Raw genomic sequence first — 17,424 nt, 5'->3', positions numbered from 1 at the left:
GGCGGCTCGTGGCGACGTGTGGGATCGTTGCCGATACGCAGAGCCTCGACGGTTTTGTCCCCGGCGAGGCGGTTCACGGCTACTGGCTCGTCGGGGAGGACGGGAAGCTGACGGGGGAGTTCAGGGAGAACCCGGAATACGGGCCGCCCAAGGACGACTTCGCCAAGCTCACCGACACGGGTCACTGGCTCGGCTGGCTCGGCGACGACCCTGCCGGGGCGGTCCGCGGGGCGATCCTCGACTGCCTGCTGCCGCAGGTGCCGACCGCGGTCCTGGAGTGGGTCAAGATCCTCGACAAGCCCCGGTTCCTCACCGGCGGCCGACGTCGTCCCGACGACGAGGAGAGCATCGTCGTCACCCGGGCCGGACTGGCCGTGTCCTTCGCGCTGTCGGTGGTCGGTGGCCGGAAGCGGGAGGTCCTGACCGGGGCCTTCTCCTGGGTCGTGGTGCGGCTGGACCGGCCCGGGGAGAGCAAGGGCCGGTTCTGGCTGGACCTGTGGACCGACCTGGACTCGGCGGAGGAGCAGCTCCGCGAGCGGATCTACGCGGTCGGCTCGGGCGACGGCCCCGTGCGGCCGGGAGCCGGCTGAGGACGGCGGCGAGGGCGTGGTCGGCCTGGCCGGCCGCACGGTGGTCAACGGCTCTTCGCGGCTGCCGCGTCCGGGACGCTGGTCGCGCCGGGGCCGGGGGAGGGCTGCGGCGCCGCGGTGACCTGCGCGGGGGCGGATTTCGACAGCCACAGGCCGGTGAAGGCGGCGGTGGCCAGGGTGACGGCGCCGGCTACGACGAAGGCGCTGGTGATGCCGGATTCGAGGGAGGCGCCGCCGGACTGGCGGGTGCGCACGACGGCTCCGAGGGCGGCCACGCCCAGCACCGCGCCGATCTGCCGGGTGGTGCTGCTGATGCCGGAGGCGAGGCCGCCCTCCTGGGGGCTGACCGCCTGGATGGCGGCGCCGGTCAGCGGGGACAGGGCCAGGGCGAAGCCGACGCCGGTGACGGCCAGCCGCCACCACACGTTCGGGTAGCCGGTGCCGGCGTGCACCGTGCCGAGCGACAGGAGCCCGAGGCCGGCCAGGGCCAGGCCGGTGGTGGCCACGGTGCGGACGCCGTAGCGGGCGGCCAGCCGGCCCGCGTAGGGGCTGACGACCACCATGGCGAGGCTGGCGGGCAGGGTCTGGAGGCCGGCGCGCAGGATCGAGCTGCCCTGGACGTACACGAAGAACTGGGAGAAGAAGAACGACGCGCCCATCAGCGCGAACCCCACCACGGTCATGGCGGTGTTGGACACGGTGAACTGCCGCTGCCGGAAGAGTCGCAGGGGCAGCATCGGCGCGGTGCGGCGGGCTTCGACGGCGGCGAAGGCGGCGAGCAGGGCCGCCGCGGCGGCGAAGCTGCCCAGGATGAGCGGTGAGGTCCAGCCGCGGGCGCCGCCCTCGATCAGCCCGTAGGTCATCGCCCCCACCCCCAGGACGGACAGCGCCGTGCCCGGGACGTCGGTCGCGGGGGCGTTCGGGTTGCGGGACTCCTCCAGCCGGCGCAGGCCGACCAGCAGCAGGAACACGCCGATCGGCAGGTTGACCAGTAAGATGGCGGGCCAGCCGAAGGCGTCGGTGAGTATGCCGCCGGCCACCGGACCCGCGGCCAGGCCGATCCCGCTGAGCCCGGCCCACAGGCCGATCGCCTTGATGCGCTCCTGCGGTACGGGGTGGGCGGCGGCGAGCAGGGCCAGCGAGGCAGGGCTCAGCGCGGCGGCCCCGATGCCCTGCAGCGCCCGGCCGGCGATCAGCCAGCCGACCGTGGGCGCGAGGCTGCACAGCCCCGACGCGGCGGTGAACACCGCCACGCCGGTCAGGTACAGGCGCTTGCGGCCGAACCGGTCGGCGAAGACACCGGCGGGCAGCAGCAGCATGGCGACCAGCAGCACGTAGCCGTCGACGATCCACTGCAGGCCGGTCAGCTGGGTGTGGAGCCGGTGCTGCATGTCGGGCAGCGCCGCTCCGACGATCGTGTTGTCGAGCAGGACCATGAACTGGCCCAGGCAGGTCACGGTGAGCAGCGTGGCCCGGTTCGGCCGTCGTTCCGGGGTCGTTCGCGGTGCGGTCATGGGGATTCCCCTCGCTCGGTGATCGGGCCCGGCTCTCTAACGCAGTCGCCGACTGCGTTAGAGGACTATAGGGAGGCTCGCGTCACAAACGCAAGTCCCACCTGCGTTAGGGTGAGGGGATGAACGAGCAGCAGCGGGCCCGGCGGCCCGGCGGGCGCAGCGCGCGGGTCGCGGCGGAGGTGCACCGGGCCGTCACCGAGCTGATCAGCGAGCGCGGTTACGGCAGCTTCACCGTCGGCGAGGTCGCGGCCCGCGCGGGCGTGGCCGACAGCAGCATCTACCGCCGGTGGGGCGGCCTGGAGACGCTGCTCACCGATGTGGCGCTCAGCCGCCTCAACGCGCAGTCGCCGATGCCCGACACCGGCAGCCTGGCCGGCGACCTGCGCACGTACGCGGCCCAGGTGGCCCGCGAGATCACCGGCCCCGACGGTCTGGTGCTGGTACGCCTGGCCGTCGCCCTGTCGACCAACGGCGAACAGGGCCTGCGGGCCCGCGACGACCTCCGCGACGAACGCACCCGCCAGCTGCAGTCCATGCTCGACCGCTCCCGCGACCGCGGCGAGCCCGCCCCCGACGCACTCACCGTCCTCGACCACGTCCTGGCCCCGATGTACATCCGCGTCCTGTTCGGCATGGGCCCGCTCACCCCGCAGTACGTCGACGACCTGGTCGACCGGCTGCTGTGATCACGGCGCTGCGGCGCGGGGCGCCGCGTCGCACAGCTCGTCGACGCTGCCGGACATGAGCGTCCGTACGTGCCGGGTGATGTGTTCCGCGGGCCAGTCCCACCAGGCCAGCGCGAGCAGCCGGGCGATGTCCTCGTCGCTGTAGCGGGTGCGGACGAGGCGGGCCGGGTTGCCGCCGGCGATGCCGTAGTCGGGTACGTCCTTGGTGACCACCGAGCCGCTGGCGACGATCGCGCCGTGCCCGATGCGTACACCGGGCATGACGGTGGCGCCGTGGCCGAACCAGACGTCGTTGCCGACGACGGTGTCCCCGCGGTTGGGCAGGCCGGTGAGCAGGTCGAAGTGGTCGGCCCAGGAGCCGCCCATGGTGGGGAAGGGGAAGGTCGAGGGGCCGTCCATGCGGTGGTTGGCGCCGTTCATGAGGAACCGCACCCCCGTGCCCAGCGCGCAGAACCTGCCGATGACCAGCCGCTCCGGCCCGTAGTGGTACAGCACGTTGCGGGTCTCGAACGCGGTCGGGTCGTCGGGGTCGTCGTAGTAGGAGTATTCCCCGACGTCGATCAGCGGCGACGTGACCAGCGGCTTGAGCAGGACGACCCGCGGCTGGTCGGGCATCGGGTGCAGGACGGTCGGGTCGGCGGGTACGTGCACGGCGGGCGTCCTCGTCGTGTGCGGGCGGTTGGGTGCGGGGGCCACTCCTGGAACGGCACGTGCCGTGCCGTTCGCCAGCGTGCCCGGGCGTGTGTGACGCTGTCAAGCACGGCACGTGCCGTGCCGCTATCCTCGAAGGATGACAACCGTCCGCCGTCGCGGCGGCGCCGACCTGACCGAAACCATCAAGCGCACCGCGCTGGAACTGGGCCAGGAAGTCGGCTACGCCAAACTCAGCATCGAAGCGATCGCCGCCCGGGCAGGCGTCGGCAAACACACCATCTACCGCCGCTGGCCCTCCAAGGGCGCCCTGCTCCTCGACTCGCTGCTGTCACTCGGCGAGTCGGCCCTCGACTACCCCGATACGGGCGATGTCGTCGCCGACCTGCGGAAACAGATCTACGACGCGGTCGACCTCCTGGCCGCGGAGCCCCTCAGCCCCCTCTTCCGGACCCTGGTCGGCGAGGCCCAGCACGATCACGATCTCGCGGCCGCGCTCAACGAACGCTTCATCACCCCCCAGTCGGACAAGACCGCCGCCCGCCTCGAAGCCGCACGAGCCCAGGGCCAGCTGTCCCCCGACTTCGACCTGGACCTCGCGATGGCGATCCTCTCCGGCCCCCTGTACTTCCGCCTCCTGATCACCCAGGAACCGCTCACCCACGCGTACGTCGACCGAATTCTCGACGCCCTCTTCGCCGGAATGGGACCGCGACCGTAAGGTGAGCCGTTGCTCACATGAATGTTGCTAACATGTGTGTTAGTAACGTGCTCCAGTGTGGAGGTCTGTCCATGGTGGATTTCGTCGGTCGCGGGCATGAGCTGGCCACGCTGGCGCGCGAGCTGCAGAAGGTCGCCGCGGGGGTCGGGGGCGAGCGGCCGGGGCGGTGCGTGATGTTGCGCGGGCGGCGGCGGGTGGGGAAGTCACGGCTGGTCGAGCGGTTTGTGGAGCGATCCGGAGCGCCGTTCCTGTTCTACGCGGCTACCGGTTCGTCTCCTGCGGACGATGTGGCACGGCTGGCCCGGGACGCCCAGGCGTCGACGCTGCCCCTGGCGCACCTGGTCGCCGCCGCGCGGCCCGAGAGCTGGGACGCGGCGTTCGATGTGCTGGCCGCGGCGCTGCCCGCCGACCGGGCAAGCGTGCTGGTCATCGACGAGGTGCCCTACCTGATGGATGACGACGGCGCCTTCGAAGGGATGCTGCAGCGCGCCTGGGACAGGGCCCTGGAGGCAAAGCCGGTGCTGCTGGTCCTCATCGGCTCGGATCTGTCGATGATGGAGGCGCTGAACAGCTACGGACGGCCCTTCCACCAGCGCGGCCGCGAGATGGTGCTCGGGCCGCTGAACCCCGCCGACGTGGGGCGGATGCTGGGGCTGGATCCGGCGCAGGCCTTCGACGCGGTGCTCGTCACGGGTGGGCTGCCGCTGATCTGCGCGGAATGGCCGCACGGCGCCGGGCTGTGGGATTTCCTCGCCGAGGAGCTGGACGATCCGGTCTCCGCGCTGCTGGTGTCGGCCGAGCGCTCACTCGCCGCGGAATTCCCCCCGCAGGCTCAGGCCCGTGCGGTGCTGGCGGCGATCGGCAGTGGCGAGCGGACCTTCACGAACATCGCCCGCGCGGCCGGCGGAATCGGAGCCGCGCCGCTGCAGCGGGCACTGAGGCTGCTCACGGACAAGCGGATCGTCGCCGCGGAGCTGCCCGTCTCGCTGCGGCCGTCGAAGGACCGCCGCTACCGGGTGGCCGATCCCTACCTGCGCTTCTGGCTGCACCTGCTCGGCCCCTCCATGGGGGAGATCGAGCGCGGGCGGGGCGATCTGACGCTGGCGCGGATCCGGGAGAGCTGGACGAGCTGGCGCGGCCGGGCCGTCGAGCCGCTCATCCGCGAGGCGCTCGCCCGTATCCTGCCCGACGACCGCCTGCCCGCGGCTCCCGCGGTGGGCGGCTACTGGACCCGCACGAATGACGTCGAGATCGACATCGTCGGGGCGGACCGCGCCCCCGTCGCGAAGGAATTGCTCTTCGTGGGCTCCGTCAAGTGGCTGGAGCAGTCGCCCTTCGACCGGCACGACCTGGCAGCCCTCCACCGACACCGAGCCGCACTCACCGACGAACCCGTCCCGGTCGTGGCGGTCTCGCGCAGCGGAGTCGACTGCCCGGGGCTTGACGCCGCCTACAGCCCCGGCGATCTGCTGACTGCCTGGCCGCTGTGACACGACCGAGGTCGACGGGTCGATGGGGCGACGGTCAGACAGTGCGGATGACGGGGCTGGGCTTGGTGTCCTGGGCGTCGGCCAGGGTGCGGATGTCGTGCGGGTTCGAGGTCCAGATGATGGCGCCGAGGCATGGCTGCCATGGTCACGACGGTGGCGTCGACGATGTCGGAGGCGCCGGCGAGGCGCGGGGCCTCGCGCCGGGCAGGGCGACGCGCTGGAAGGCGCCCCCTCCTCGCCTTCCAGCGCGTCTGGGACGGCTGGCTCACGTCGGCCGCCGGCGGAGCGGGGCCGTGGGTGGCAGCCGGGGCTAGGGTCTGTCGTTTGGGTCTCCGTGGAGGAAGGAGCGGGGTCCGGTGCGTGCAGATGCAAGGCGGAGGAGGGAGGCAACGCGGAGCGTTGTGGACCGACGACAACGCGGCAGGTGTGCGTGCCGGGGCACGCGACGCCGCGGAGATCCACACGACAGACCCCAGGGGGCGTGCGCTCCGTACGCGGACATGCGGATGGCCCTTCGTCCTTGAGGACTGGCTGGTGTCCGGTCCGGTGGGGGATGGCGCTTGCGGCGATCATGGCAAGTCTGGGGTGAGGTGCTGTCCTTCGGCTGACGGGGCGCTGCCGGTAGCGGGCCGGTACCCTGACCTGTCGCCCTTCCGACGACGACAAGGCGAGGGCGAGGGCGAGGGGGGAGGGGCGGTGGCGGACGAGCGGCTGATGTCGTTCGGCACGCGGTTGCGCGGGTACCGGCGGCGCGTCGGGCTCAGCCAGCGGGAGCTGGCCGAGCGGGCCGGACTCGGCGTGACCACGGTGCGGGATCTGGAGCAGGGCCGCACCCGGCAGCCCCAGCTGCCCTCGGTGCGGGCGCTGGCCACGGCGCTCGGGCTCGACGGGCACGAGGCGGCCGAACTGCGTCACGCCGCCGTCGTCGAGGAGCCGGCACCGGAGCACGCGGCGGCCGCCGAGCAGCAGGGAGCGGTACGGGTCGGCCTGCTCGGGCCGCTGACGCTGCGGCGCGGATCGGCCGAGGTCGCGCTCGGACGCGGCGGGCGCCGCCTGGTCCTGGCCCGGCTGGCGTTGAGCGCCAACGCCACCGTGCCGGTGCACGAACTCGTCGACCTGTTGTGGGGCGGCCATCCGCAGCCCGCCGACACCCACCAGCTCCTCCAGACCTACGTGTCGCGGCTGCGCCCGTCCCTCGATCCGGCCGGGCCGGGGCGCCCGGCCGGCAGTGTGCTGACCCTGGGCACGGGCGGCTACCGGTTGGTGCTGTCCGAGCAGCAGCTGGACGTGACCGAATTCCGCGGGCTGGTCCGTGCGGCACGCCGGGCCGACGTCCCGGACGCCCTGGCGCTGCTGGAGAGCGCGTTGGGGCTGTGGCGGGGCGCGCCGCTGGCCGACGTGCCCGAGATGAGCGCGCACCCGCTGGTGACCGCGCTGGCGGACGAGCAGGTGGAGGCCGCGCTGCGGTACGCCGACCTCGCCGCGCCGGCGGGCGCGTACGGGCGGGCGCTGCCCCGGCTGCGGGCGCTGGCCGCCGCCCACCCGCTGCACGAACCGCTGCACGCCCGGCTGATCCTGGCGCTGGCCGGCGCGGGCCTGCAGGCCGACTCCCTGGCGGCGTACGACAGCATCCGGCGGCGGCTGGCCGACGACCTGGGCATCGACCCCGGCGCCGAACTGGCCGCGGCTCACGGGAGGGTGCTGCGGCAGGAGATCACCGCCGCTGCCGGCGCCCGCCCCGCCCGCGGCCGGGCAGCGCCGGAACCGCCCGGCCCGTCGTACCCCGCGCCGAGGCAACTGCCGGCGCCGCCGAGGCTGCTGACCGGCCGGATGGCGGAGCTGGCCGACCTGGGCAGCCTGCACGACGCGTCCGCGGTGGTCATCACCGCGATCGACGGCATGGCAGGCGTGGGCAAGACCGCGCTGGCCGTGCAGGCGGCGCACCGGATGGCCCACCGGTATCCGGACGGGCAGCTGTTCATCGACCTGCACGGGTACACCGACGGGGTGGCGCCGGTCGAGCCGGGTGAGGCGCTGGGCTGGGTGCTCCGTTCGCTCGGGGTCCCGGGCGAACGGATCCCGGCCGACGTCGATCAGCGCGCCGGGCTGTACCGCAGCCTGCTGGCCGACCAGAACGTACTGATCGTGCTGGACAACGCCGCCACCGAGGCCCAGGTGACGCCGCTGCTGCCCGGCGCGTCCGGCTGCCTGGTACTGATCACCAGCCGGCGCCGGCTGTCCGGTCTCGACCACGCCCAGACCCTGTCGCTGGACGTCCTGCCGCCCTCCGACGCCGTCGCGCTGCTGCGCCAGGCCGCCGGTGAGCACCGGCTGACCGGCCAGCGACCGGGCCTGGTCGACGAACTGGCCGAGCTGTGCGGCCGCCTGCCGCTGGCGATCTGGATCGCGGCCGCCCGGCTGCGGTCACATCCCACCTGGGAGCTGGAGCACCTGGTGGCGCGGCTCCGCGACCGGCAGCACCGGCTCGTCGAGCTGACGGCCGGGCAACGGAGCGTCACCGCCACCCTCGACCTGTCCTACCAGGACCTCGGTACCGGCCTGCGGCGCACCTACCGCCGGCTGGGCCTGCACCTCGGCGCGGACTTCGACCGGTACGCGGCGGCCGCGCTGCTGGACGCCGGCGAGCAGGAGACGGGCCGGATGCTGGAACAGCTGCTGGAGGCGCACCTGCTGCAGGAGCCCGTCCCGGGCCGCTACCGCTTCCACGACCTGACCCGTGCGCACGCGGTCCGCACCGCGACCGAGAACGAGACCGGGGCCGACGCGCGCGCGGCGACGGACAGGCTGCTCGACTACTACCGGCACACCGCGTCGGTGGCCATGGAAGCCGCTCACCCGCACGAACGTGGACAGCGTCCGCAGGTCCCCGCCGCCCGCACCCCCTGCCCGCACCTGCCCGACCCGGCGGCGGCACTGCGCTGGCTGGACGACGAACTGCACATCCTCCTGGCCGCCGCGAGGTACGCCGCCCAACACGACAGGCCGGAATACCTGCTGCACCTGGCCACCACCGTGTCCCAGCACCTGTTCACCCGCGGCCGGTTCCACGACGTCGAGACGCTCCACGAGCGGGCGTTGGCCACCGCCCGCGCCACCGGCCATCGCGCGGCCGAACTGGGGGCCCTGGCGGGTCTCGGCCAGGTCTACTGGGTCCTGGGCCGGTACGACCGGGCCACCGACTGCCACCAGCAGGTGCTGCGGCTGGCCCGCGCCACCGGCAACCGGATCAGCGAGTCGAACGCGCTGGTCGGCCTCGGCCTCCTCCACCTCGCGCAGGGCCGGTTCGACCGGGCCACGGACCACTACCAGCAGGCCCTGCAACTCGCCCGCGCCACCGGCAACCGCACAGCCGAACTGGACGCCCTGGCAGGGCTCGGTCACATCCACCGGATGCTGGGCCGGTACGACCGGGCCACCGACTGCTACGAGGAGGCCCTGCCGCTCGCCCGCGCCACCGGGCACGTCACCGGCGAGTCGAACGCGCTGGTCGGCCTGGGCCACGTCCATCTCGCGCTGGGCCGGTACGACCGGGCCACCGACTGCTACGAGCAGGCCCTGCCACTCGCCTACGCCACCGGGCACGTCACCGGCGAGTCGAACGCGCTGGTCGGCCTGGGCCACGTCCATCTCGCCCAGGGCCGGTACGACCGGGCCGCCGACATGTACCAGAGGCTGCACGAGATCGCCCACGAAAGCGGCGCCCTCAACTGGCAGTTCGAAGCGTGGCAGGGCCAGGGCCGGCTGCAGCACGCCACCGGCCACCCGGACGTCGCCCTCACCCACCACGAGCGGGCTCTCGCACTCGCCACCGAACTGGACCACCCGGAGGACCGGGCCCGCGCCCACGACGGTCTCGCCCACGCCCACGAGGCCCTGCACCAGGACGACCAGGCCCGTACGCACTGGCAGCGCGCCCTGGAGATCCTCGACCGACTCGGCGTCGACCGGACCGACGGGGAGACCACCCCCGCCTCCATCCGCGCGCACCTGGCCGACCCGGCGACACCGCAGTTCGCCCGCAGCGCCTGGCCGGCGACGTGCTGCACGCGGGCGGCACCGGCCGGGCAGCCTTCCCGGTCGCGGGCCGACGACCCGGCGCGCCGGGCTACCCCTCCTCCTCCGCCACGCGGATGACCTTCTTGCCCGGGGCGCGCGTGCCGGGGGCGAAGGCGGCGGCGGTCTCGGGGAGGGGGTGGACGGAGCCGACGAGCGGGGTGAGGCGGGCGGTGCGGACGCGGGCGGCGAGGGCGGTGAGCCGGGCGCGGTCGGGCTCGACGACGAAGAAGACCGCGCGGGCGTCGACCGGGGGGACGGTGACGGGGCGGGAGATGGTGACGAGGGCGCCGCCGGGACGGACCAGGGCGGCGGAGCGGTCGAGGATGTCGCCGCCGATGACGTCGAGGACGACGTCGACGGGCCCGGCGTCCTCCAGCCGGTCGGCCTGGAGGTCGACGAAGGCGTGCGCGCCCAGGTCGAGGGCGGTGCGGCGGTCGGCCGCGCGGCCGGTGCCGATCACCCGGGCCCCCGCCTCGCGGGCCAGCTGGACGGCGAGCGAGCCGACGCCGCCGGCGGCGCCGTGGATCAGCACCGTCCGGCCGGCGGCCAGCCGGCCGTGGTCGAACAGGCCCTGCCATGCGGTGAGGCCGGAGACGGGCAGCGCGGCCGCGGTGACGTGGTCGATGTCGGCGGGCAGCGGGGCGAGGTTGCGGGCCTCCACCGCCACGTAGTCGGCGAGCGCGCCGTCCCGCGTCCAGTCGGCGAGGCCGAAGACGCGCTGGCCGACGCTCAGCCCGGTGGTGCCGTAGCCGAGCGCGGTCACGACGCCGGACAGCTCGTGGCCGGGGACGCTGGGCGTACGGTCGCGGCCGGCCCGGTCCGTCCAGGTCCCCGGCCACGACAGCTCTCCCGGGGTGAACCCGGCCGCGTGGACGCGCACGACCACGTCGTTCTCGGCGGCGTGCGGCTCCGGCAGCTCGGTCAGGGTCATCCCGCGGACACCGGACTCCCGGTCGCGGACGGTGATGGCGCGCATGGGCTTCCTCACGGGCGGGGCAGGGGGCTCACCTCCTGCCGAGCCTCCCCGGCCGGGCGCCCGGTGTCCCGGCGACTGCTCCACCTGGCCGCCGGGTCGGCCACACCTGTCACCCGTTCCGGGCCCCGCGAACCGGTCCGTCCCGCGAGTGTTGCCAGTCCGTGAAATCTGCCGCCGCAACGTTGTCCGCGCCGATGGTGCGAGGGACGATCACAGGGCTCTGACCTGCGTGTTCCGGCGTCCTTCGGTGGGCCGCCGACGGGACGGGGCGTACTGACGACCCCTCATGGAGCGGTGGACATGACCTCGGAGAAGGCGCAGCACGGCGGGCGTACGACGCGAAGGGCGGTGCTCGTCGGCGGGGCCGCGGTCGCCGGGGCGACGGCGCTCGGGATCGGCCCGGCCCGTGCGCAGGGCGGCGGGGCGGCGGGACCGACCGGGAGGTCGCTGTACTCGGTGGTCGAGGGGTACAGCCGTTGGGTCCACCGCACCGGGACACCGGACCAGTCGGCCGCGCTGGTGTGGCTGGAGCGGCAGTTGCGGGCGCTCGGGGCGGCGACCGGGCGGTGGGCCTACGACTACCCGCACTACGCGTGGAAGGCCGAGGTCCGGGTCGGGCGGGAGCGGCTGCCGGCGCTGCCGCTGTACTACGAGGGCACCGGCCGGGTGAAGGGCCGGGCCGACTTCGTACGGCCGGTGACGACCACCAAGGACGGCAGCGACCCGGCGGTGCTCGCGGCGCTCGCCGAGGCCGCGCGGGGCGGGGCCTCGGTCGCGGTGCTGCCGACCACCAGCACGACCGCCACGTACGCGCCCTACGACGGGCTGGTGGGCTACAACAGCGACCCCGACGCGCCGAAGACCGGCATCCCCACGCTGCTCGTCCCCGGCAGCGCCGCCGACCGGATCGCGCGGTACGGCGCCGACGTCGACTTCTCGGCGCGGACGGTACGCGCCCGGACGTACTGCCTGACCGGCTGGTTCGGCACCCGCCGCCCGGTCAAGGACCCGATCGTCGTGACCACCCCGCTGACCGGCTGGTTCACCTGCGCCGCCGAGCGCGGGACCGGTGTCGCGCTCGCGCTGGCCCTGGCCGTCGAACTCGCCCGCGAGCACCCGGTGTTCTTCCTCGGCAACACCGGCCACGAGCTGAACAACTACGGCGCCCGCGCCTATCTGGCCCAGGAGTTCGACCTCGCGCCGCGCGCCGTCTTCCACCTGGGCTCGGCCCTCGCGGCGGCGGCCAAGGGCCCGGACGGGCGCTTCGCACTGGCGCCCCGCGGCGCCGCGAGCAACCCGGCCTTCGACGAGGTGCCGGGCCTCGCCGCCGACCTCGCCACCGCCCGCTTCAACCAGGCGGCCAAATTCCCGGGCGAGGGCGCGGTGTGGAACGCGGCCCTGGGTCCGGCCGTGCCGCTGCTGTCCGTGGCGGGCAACTTCCGGCAGTTCCACACCCCCGACGACGTCCCGCGGGTGACGACCTCCCCCGACGTGCTGGCGCAGGCGTACTCCGCGGTGCGGGCCGCGGCGGGCGACCTCCTGGCCGCGACCTGACATGCCGGTGCGGGCCCGCCGTCGGGGGCGGGCCCGCACCGGGTGCCGGGCGGTCAGCGCTTTCCGCCGCGGCGGGAGCGGAGGAAGAGGGCGGGGATCGCCGCGGTCAGGACGACGAGGGCGGTGTTGGCGCCGATAGCGACCGTGACGCCGTGGTGGAGGGCGGCGGGGGTGGCCAGGGCGGGGGTGGTCGCCGTGACGACGGTGGACATCAGGGGGGTGCCGAGGGTGATGCCGACCTGCTGGCTCATGGAGGCCAGGCCGGTCGCCAGGCCCTGGGCGGAGTCGGGGAGGCCGGAGGTGGCGGTGAGCATGAAGGCGACGATGACGAGCATGTTGCCGACGCCGCCGAAGAACGTCGCCGGGAGGAGCAGCGCGAGCGCCGGGCCCGTGGTGCTGCCGAGCAGGAGCAGGGACGCGGTGAAGACGGCCTGGACGAGGGCGCCCGCGGTCAGGGCGGTCACCGTCGAGGTCGCCGCGATCACCCGCGGGGCGAGCAGGCCGCCGGCGACCGTGCCGAGGCCCAGCACACCGAAGGACGCGCCCGCGGCGAGCGGGGAGAAGCCGAGGGTCCGCTGCAGGTAGAGGGTCAGCAGGTAGACCAGTGAGGTCTCGGTGACGAAGGCCAGCAGGCCGATCACGTTGCCCCACGCCACCGAGCGCAGCCGCAGGACCCCGAGCGGCACCAGCGGTTCCGCGACCCGCCGTTCGACCTGCCAGAACGCCGCCAGCAGCACCGCCCCGGCGGCGAATCCGGCCAGGGCGGGGGCCGCCGTCCAGCCGTGCGCGCCGGCGTAGGTCAGGGCGTACACGAGGGAGAGCAGCGCGCCGGTGACCGTCAGCGCGCCGGGGAGGTCGAGCCGGGGGCGTACGGCGGGGCGGGACTCGCTGATCACGGCCGGGGCGATCGCGACGACCGCGAGGGCGACGGGCACGTTGACGAAGAAGGCCCACCGCCACGAGAGCAGGTCGGTCAGGACCCCGCCGAGGATCGCGCCGGCGGTGAAACCGGCGGACATCAGCGCCCCGTTGACGCCCAGCGCCTTGCGCCGCAGCGGGCCCTCGGGGAAGGACGTGGTCAGCAGCGCCAGGCCCGCCGGGGTCGCGGCGGCCGTCGCCAGGCCCTGCGCGACGCGCGCGGCCAGCAGCACCGCGGGCGACGTCGCCAGTCCGCCCGCGAGCGAGGCGAGGCCCAGCAGCGCGACGCTGCCGACGAAGACGCGCTTGCGGCCCAGGAGGTCGCCGATCCGGCCGAAGAAGAGGGTGAAACCGGCGGCGGCGAGCGCGAACGCGGTCGCGATCCACTGGAGGTCCGGCAGGGCGAAGCCGAGGCCCTCGCCGATGTCGGGCAGCGCGACGTTGAGGATCGAGAAGTCCACGGCCAGCGTGAACTGCGCGGTCAGCAGCACCGCGAGGACGAGCTTGAGGCGCCGGGTGAGGTGGTCGGGCGGCGGAACCGCGGGCGCGGGATCCGGTGCGGGGGCAGGGGCCTGCGGGGCGGTGCGGCCGCGGGAGCGGGTGGAGTGGGTGGAGGAGGACATGGCGGGGGTCCCTTCGCGGGGGCGTGCGGGGCGTGCGGGGGTACGCCGGTGGACCCCCGACAGATGCTTAACGGGTCTGTCGTTCCGTTACGTCGATGACGGTAGCACCGGGCGGGCCGTAAAGGAACTCCAGTTCCGATACGCTGGGGGTCAGCCGCCCGACCCGCACATGGGCGGACGTACGGCGTACGAAGGAGGCCCCCATGTCCGGCACCCCCGCTCCGGGCCCGGCCCCCGGTCCCGCACCGGGCCCGGCCCCGGACCCCGCCGCGCCCGGCACGCTGCGGCCCGGCGGCCGTACCGCCCGGGTCCGCAACGCCGTGCTGCGCGCCGCGGGCGACGTCCTCGCCGCCGACGGCTTCGAAGCGCTCGACCTCGGCGAGGTCGCCCGCCGTGCCGAGGTCGGCAAGACGACCGTCTACCGGCGCTGGGGCACCCCCGGCGCCCTCGCCGCCGACCTGCTCGGCGACATGGCCGAGCAGTCGTCGCCGCGCAGCGACACCGGCGCGCTGGAGGCGGACCTGCTCGCCAACGCCCTGCTCGTCGTCAGGACGCTCGCCGACCCGCGCCAGGGCCCCCTCTTCCGCGCCCTCATCGCCGCTTCGCTCTGCAACGAGCAGGCCGCGGACGCGCTGCACCGCTTCTACGCCGTGCGCATCGAGGAGTGGGCGGGCTGTGTGCGCGACGCCGCCGCGCGCGGCGAGGTGCCGGCGGGCACGGACCCGTACGCCGTCGTCGCGGCCGTGTCCGCGCCGCTCTACTACGCCCTGCTCAACTCCGGTCGCGCGCCCACGGACAGCGACGCCGAGCACGCGGCCCGCGCCGCCGCGACCGCCGCCCGCGCCGGGGTCTGGGCCTGACGCCCGCGGCGGTCCGCGGGGCTCTGCCGGGGGCACCCGGCGCGGGCGTCTTCACCATTCCGCCACCGGGACGGACGGGCGGCGGCGGCTAGTATGACCGCGCCGCGGGGCGGGGCACATGTGGCGTGCGCACATCTGGCTGTCGCGGGGCGCAAGGCGCAACCTGGTGTCGACGAAAGGTGCGACATGGCCGAATCGCAGCCGGCGGCCCCCGAGCCGCAGTCGCAGACACAGCCGCAGGCGCACCCGCAGACGCTTGCGGCGAAGATCGACGCCCTCTTCCGCGCCGTCCGCCGCCCCAACCGCGAGCAGTACAGCCACGAGGAGGTCGCCAAGGCCTGCCGCGAGGCGACCGGCGAGAGCTTCTCCGCGACCTACCTGTGGCAGTTGCGCACCGGGCGCCGGGACAACCCGACCAAGCGTCATCTGGAGGTCCTGGCGCAGTTCTTCCAGGTTCCGGTTGCCTATTTTTTCGACGACGCCCAAGGCGCCGCCATCACCAAGGAGCTGGAGCTGCTGACCGCCCTGCGGGACGCCGGTGTGCGGAACATCGCGCTGCGGGCCGTCAACCTCTCACCCGAGGCGGTCGGTACGATCAGTGACATTATCGACGTACTCGCCCGTCGGGAGCAGGGGAGCGATCCGCCGAGCACTCCGGGCTGACCCGCCCGGGACGGCTCGGGGACAGCGGGGAGATTCGGGAAGTGGGGTGCCTCCAATTGGCGCGTGACCGGAGCCGACGGAGCTTATGGCAACGGTGCCGGCGCCTCGTGGCGGCCCTGAGCCTGCCCGATCCGTTCGACATCGCGGACTTCGTCGACACCCTGGCCGAGTGCCGCGGCCGGCCCATCGAGCTGGTTCCCGTCACCGGGCGCCCCAACCTCCCCTGCGGGCTGCTGCTCACCACCGCGGACGCCGACTACATCCTCTACGCGGCCGACACCTCGCCGCTGCACCAGCAGCACATCCTGCTGCACGAGGCCGCGCACCTGCTGTGCGGCCACCAGGACGACAGCGCGGGCGCCACGCTGGACGCGGCCGCCCGCACCCTCATGCCGGGCCTGTCGCCCGCGCTCGTCGAACGGGTCCTGGGTCGTACGATCTACACCGAACCGCAGGAGCGCGAGGCCGAGATCGTCGCCTCGCTCATCCTCTCCCGGGTCTCGCACTGGTCGCCGCCGCCCTTCGCCGCGCGGGCGCGCAGCCTGGAGGCGCTCTTCGACCGCCGTGAGCCGCCCGGGAGTCCGGCCGGGAGCCCGCCCGGGCCCGGTGGCAACGGGGCCGCGGGCGGCGGCGGATGACCGCCGTCACGGACATCACCGCGTACGCCGCGGCCGCCGTCTTCATCGTCTTCGCCGCCTACCGCTTCTCCGCGGCCGGCGGGGACTCGACCCAGCGCTACATCTACGCCTTCTCGCTGTGCGTCGGCAGCGCCCTCGTCCTCAACGCCCCCAGCAGCATGGAGGCGTTGGGACGGCTGATCGCGGCACGGGCGCCCGTCGTCGAGGTCGTGCACGGGCTCAAGATGGGCGCGTTCACCTGCATCGCGCTCATCGCGCTCACGCTGCGCAACTCCACGGACGACCGCGGGCCCGTCCGCCGGCACATCGTCGCCGGCGTGGCCGTACAGGCCCTGTCCGCCGGGATGTTCGCCGCGTCGTCCGTGACCGTCGGCCCGGACGCGGTGACCGTCGGGGACGGCCGCCGGCTGCTCTTCGCCGGGTACGAAATGCTGTTCGCGGTGTACGGCATCGGCTGCCTGGCCATGCTCGTCGGCGCGCTCGCCGGGCACATCCGGCGCGAGGCGAACGGGGTGCTGCGCACCGGGCTGCTCCTCATGGCCCTCTCCGCGGGGATGGGCATCGTCTGGACGGGCTGGTCCGCCCACGACATCACGCAGGTGCTCAGGTACGGGCACCAGGGGGTCGGGGAGGACCTGCCCTCCACCTTGCTGTCGGTGGCCGTCGCCGTCCTCGCGGCGGGCGGCGCCTCCGCCACGCGCTGGCCGGTGCTGCTCGGAGGGCCGCTGCGGTGGTGGCGGGCGCAGCGCTCCTACCGGGCACTGGAGCCGCTCTGGGCGGCGCTGTGCGCGGAGCTTCCGGAGATCGCGCTCGCGGGCGGCGGCGCGGGCCCTGCGCGGCGGCGGGGGCGGCGTCCGCCCGTGCGGCGGGCGACCTTCGCGCTCTACCGCCGGGTGATCGAGATCCGTGACGGGCACCTGGCGCTGCGGCCGTACTTCGAGGACGCGGTGCCGGTTCCGCCGGGGGAGGGTGAGGGGCCCGCGCGGGCCGCCGCGCGGGAGGCGGCGGCGATCGCCGCGGCGCTGGCGAACCGCCGTGCGGGCCGCCGCCCGGCCGCGGAGGGCGCGCTGCCCACCTGGCCGGTGGCGGGGACGCTGGACGCGGAGACGGCGTGGTTGCTGGAGGTTACCTATGCGTTTGTGGCTCCGCCGGGGGTGTGACGCTCCGGGGCGGTGGGTTGCGGTTCGTTGCGCGATCCTCCGCCGGTGGGTGGTTGCTCGCGCCGTTCCCCGCGCCCCTGCGCGGCGGCCCGGCGGTGGGGTCGGGTGCCGGCACGGGGCACCTCCTCGGAATGCGCGTTTGCCCTCTTTCGGAGTTGGTGAGGTACGGGGAAGCGCATTCCTGCGGGGGCACCCCGCACCGTCCCCCTCCGGGTTGTACGGCGGGCTCGCCGCCGACGGTGGTTTCGCCCCACTGGAGGGCCGTCAGACGACGTCTTACCTGCACGGGTGGTGCGGGTGGGA

General features: G+C 74.4%; 14 protein-coding genes. 10 read left to right on the top strand and 4 right to left on the bottom strand.

Features of this window, described 5'->3' with window-relative positions:
- Positions 1 to 8 precede the first annotated feature (8 nt).
- Positions 9 to 590, top strand: a complete 582-nt coding sequence (locus ACH4SL_RS35370; RefSeq protein ID WP_398453884.1) for a hypothetical protein — start codon at positions 9 to 11, stop codon at positions 588 to 590.
- 44 nt (positions 591 to 634) lie between these two features.
- Here the strand turns inward: ACH4SL_RS35370 and ACH4SL_RS35365 are convergent, their stop codons facing one another.
- The gene (locus tag ACH4SL_RS35365) at positions 635 to 2,104 is read right to left on the bottom strand and encodes an MFS transporter (RefSeq protein WP_398453882.1); all 1,470 of its coding nucleotides are present in this window, start codon (positions 2,102 to 2,104) and stop codon (positions 635 to 637) included.
- 119 nt (positions 2,105 to 2,223) lie between these two features.
- On the opposite strand from ACH4SL_RS35365, the gene ACH4SL_RS35360 reads away from it, so the two are divergent.
- Complete coding sequence (locus ACH4SL_RS35360) at positions 2,224 to 2,790, top strand: TetR/AcrR family transcriptional regulator (RefSeq protein ID WP_398453878.1); 567 nt, start codon at positions 2,224 to 2,226, stop codon at positions 2,788 to 2,790.
- On the opposite strand, the gene ACH4SL_RS35355 is transcribed toward ACH4SL_RS35360, so the two are convergent.
- Positions 2,791 to 3,441, bottom strand: coding sequence for a CatB-related O-acetyltransferase (locus tag ACH4SL_RS35355; protein ID WP_398453876.1), 651 nt, complete (start codon positions 3,439 to 3,441; stop codon positions 2,791 to 2,793).
- 139 nt (positions 3,442 to 3,580) lie between these two features.
- Between ACH4SL_RS35355 and ACH4SL_RS35350 the strand changes: the two genes are divergently transcribed.
- The 3 genes from ACH4SL_RS35350 (at position 3,581) to ACH4SL_RS35340 (ending at position 9,807) form a co-directional block, all read left to right on the top strand.
- On the top strand, positions 3,581 to 4,162 hold the full coding sequence (locus tag ACH4SL_RS35350) for a TetR/AcrR family transcriptional regulator (RefSeq protein WP_398453874.1): 582 nt from the start codon (positions 3,581 to 3,583) through the stop codon (positions 4,160 to 4,162).
- Between the two features lie 71 nt (positions 4,163 to 4,233).
- Complete coding sequence (locus tag ACH4SL_RS35345) at positions 4,234 to 5,652, top strand: ATP-binding protein (protein ID WP_398453872.1); 1,419 nt, start codon at positions 4,234 to 4,236, stop codon at positions 5,650 to 5,652.
- A gap of 696 nt (positions 5,653 to 6,348) precedes the next feature.
- The gene (locus ACH4SL_RS35340) at positions 6,349 to 9,807 is read left to right on the top strand and encodes a tetratricopeptide repeat protein (protein ID WP_398453870.1); all 3,459 of its coding nucleotides are present in this window, start codon (positions 6,349 to 6,351) and stop codon (positions 9,805 to 9,807) included.
- Here the strand turns inward: ACH4SL_RS35340 and ACH4SL_RS35335 are convergent.
- On the bottom strand, positions 9,779 to 10,705 hold the full coding sequence (locus tag ACH4SL_RS35335; protein ID WP_398453868.1) for an NADP-dependent oxidoreductase: 927 nt from the start codon (positions 10,703 to 10,705) through the stop codon (positions 9,779 to 9,781). The two genes, ACH4SL_RS35340 and ACH4SL_RS35335, sit on opposite strands and share 29 nt — an antisense overlap.
- Before the next feature lie 300 nt (positions 10,706 to 11,005).
- Between ACH4SL_RS35335 and ACH4SL_RS35330 the strand changes: the two genes are divergently transcribed.
- A complete protein-coding gene (locus ACH4SL_RS35330) occupies positions 11,006 to 12,259 on the top strand; it encodes a hypothetical protein (RefSeq protein WP_398453866.1) in 1,254 nt (417 codons plus the stop codon).
- A 53-nt stretch (positions 12,260 to 12,312) separates the two neighbouring features.
- Here the strand turns inward: ACH4SL_RS35330 and ACH4SL_RS35325 are convergent, their stop codons facing one another.
- The gene (locus ACH4SL_RS35325; protein WP_398453864.1) at positions 12,313 to 13,800 is read right to left on the bottom strand and encodes an MFS transporter; all 1,488 of its coding nucleotides are present in this window, start codon (positions 13,798 to 13,800) and stop codon (positions 12,313 to 12,315) included.
- A 203-nt stretch (positions 13,801 to 14,003) separates the two neighbouring features.
- Between ACH4SL_RS35325 and ACH4SL_RS35320 the strand changes: the two genes are divergently transcribed.
- The 4 genes from ACH4SL_RS35320 to ACH4SL_RS35305 all read left to right on the top strand — a co-directional run bounded on the left by ACH4SL_RS35320 (position 14,004) and on the right by ACH4SL_RS35305 (position 17,121).
- Positions 14,004 to 14,660: a TetR/AcrR family transcriptional regulator C-terminal ligand-binding domain-containing protein gene (locus tag ACH4SL_RS35320; protein WP_398453862.1), complete on the top strand. Its 657-nt coding sequence runs from the start codon at positions 14,004 to 14,006 to the stop codon at positions 14,658 to 14,660.
- Positions 14,661 to 14,846: 186 nt separating this feature from the next.
- The gene (locus tag ACH4SL_RS35315; RefSeq protein WP_398453860.1) at positions 14,847 to 15,323 is read left to right on the top strand and encodes an XRE family transcriptional regulator; all 477 of its coding nucleotides are present in this window, start codon (positions 14,847 to 14,849) and stop codon (positions 15,321 to 15,323) included.
- Positions 15,324 to 15,430: 107 nt separating this feature from the next.
- Complete coding sequence (locus tag ACH4SL_RS35310) at positions 15,431 to 15,961, top strand: ParH-like protein (RefSeq protein WP_398453858.1); 531 nt, start codon at positions 15,431 to 15,433, stop codon at positions 15,959 to 15,961.
- The gene (locus tag ACH4SL_RS35305; protein WP_398453855.1) at positions 15,958 to 17,121 is read left to right on the top strand and encodes an MAB_1171c family putative transporter; all 1,164 of its coding nucleotides are present in this window, start codon (positions 15,958 to 15,960) and stop codon (positions 17,119 to 17,121) included. The genes ACH4SL_RS35310 and ACH4SL_RS35305 overlap by 4 nt, the downstream gene beginning before the upstream one ends.
- Positions 17,122 to 17,424 lie beyond the last annotated feature (303 nt).

Source organism: Streptomyces sp. NPDC021020, assembly GCF_044333285.1.
Classification (GTDB): Bacteria; Actinomycetota; Actinomycetes; order Streptomycetales; family Streptomycetaceae; genus Actinacidiphila.
The sequence above is the reverse complement of the archived record's forward strand: the minus strand, read 5'-3'. Positions and strand labels throughout refer to the sequence as shown.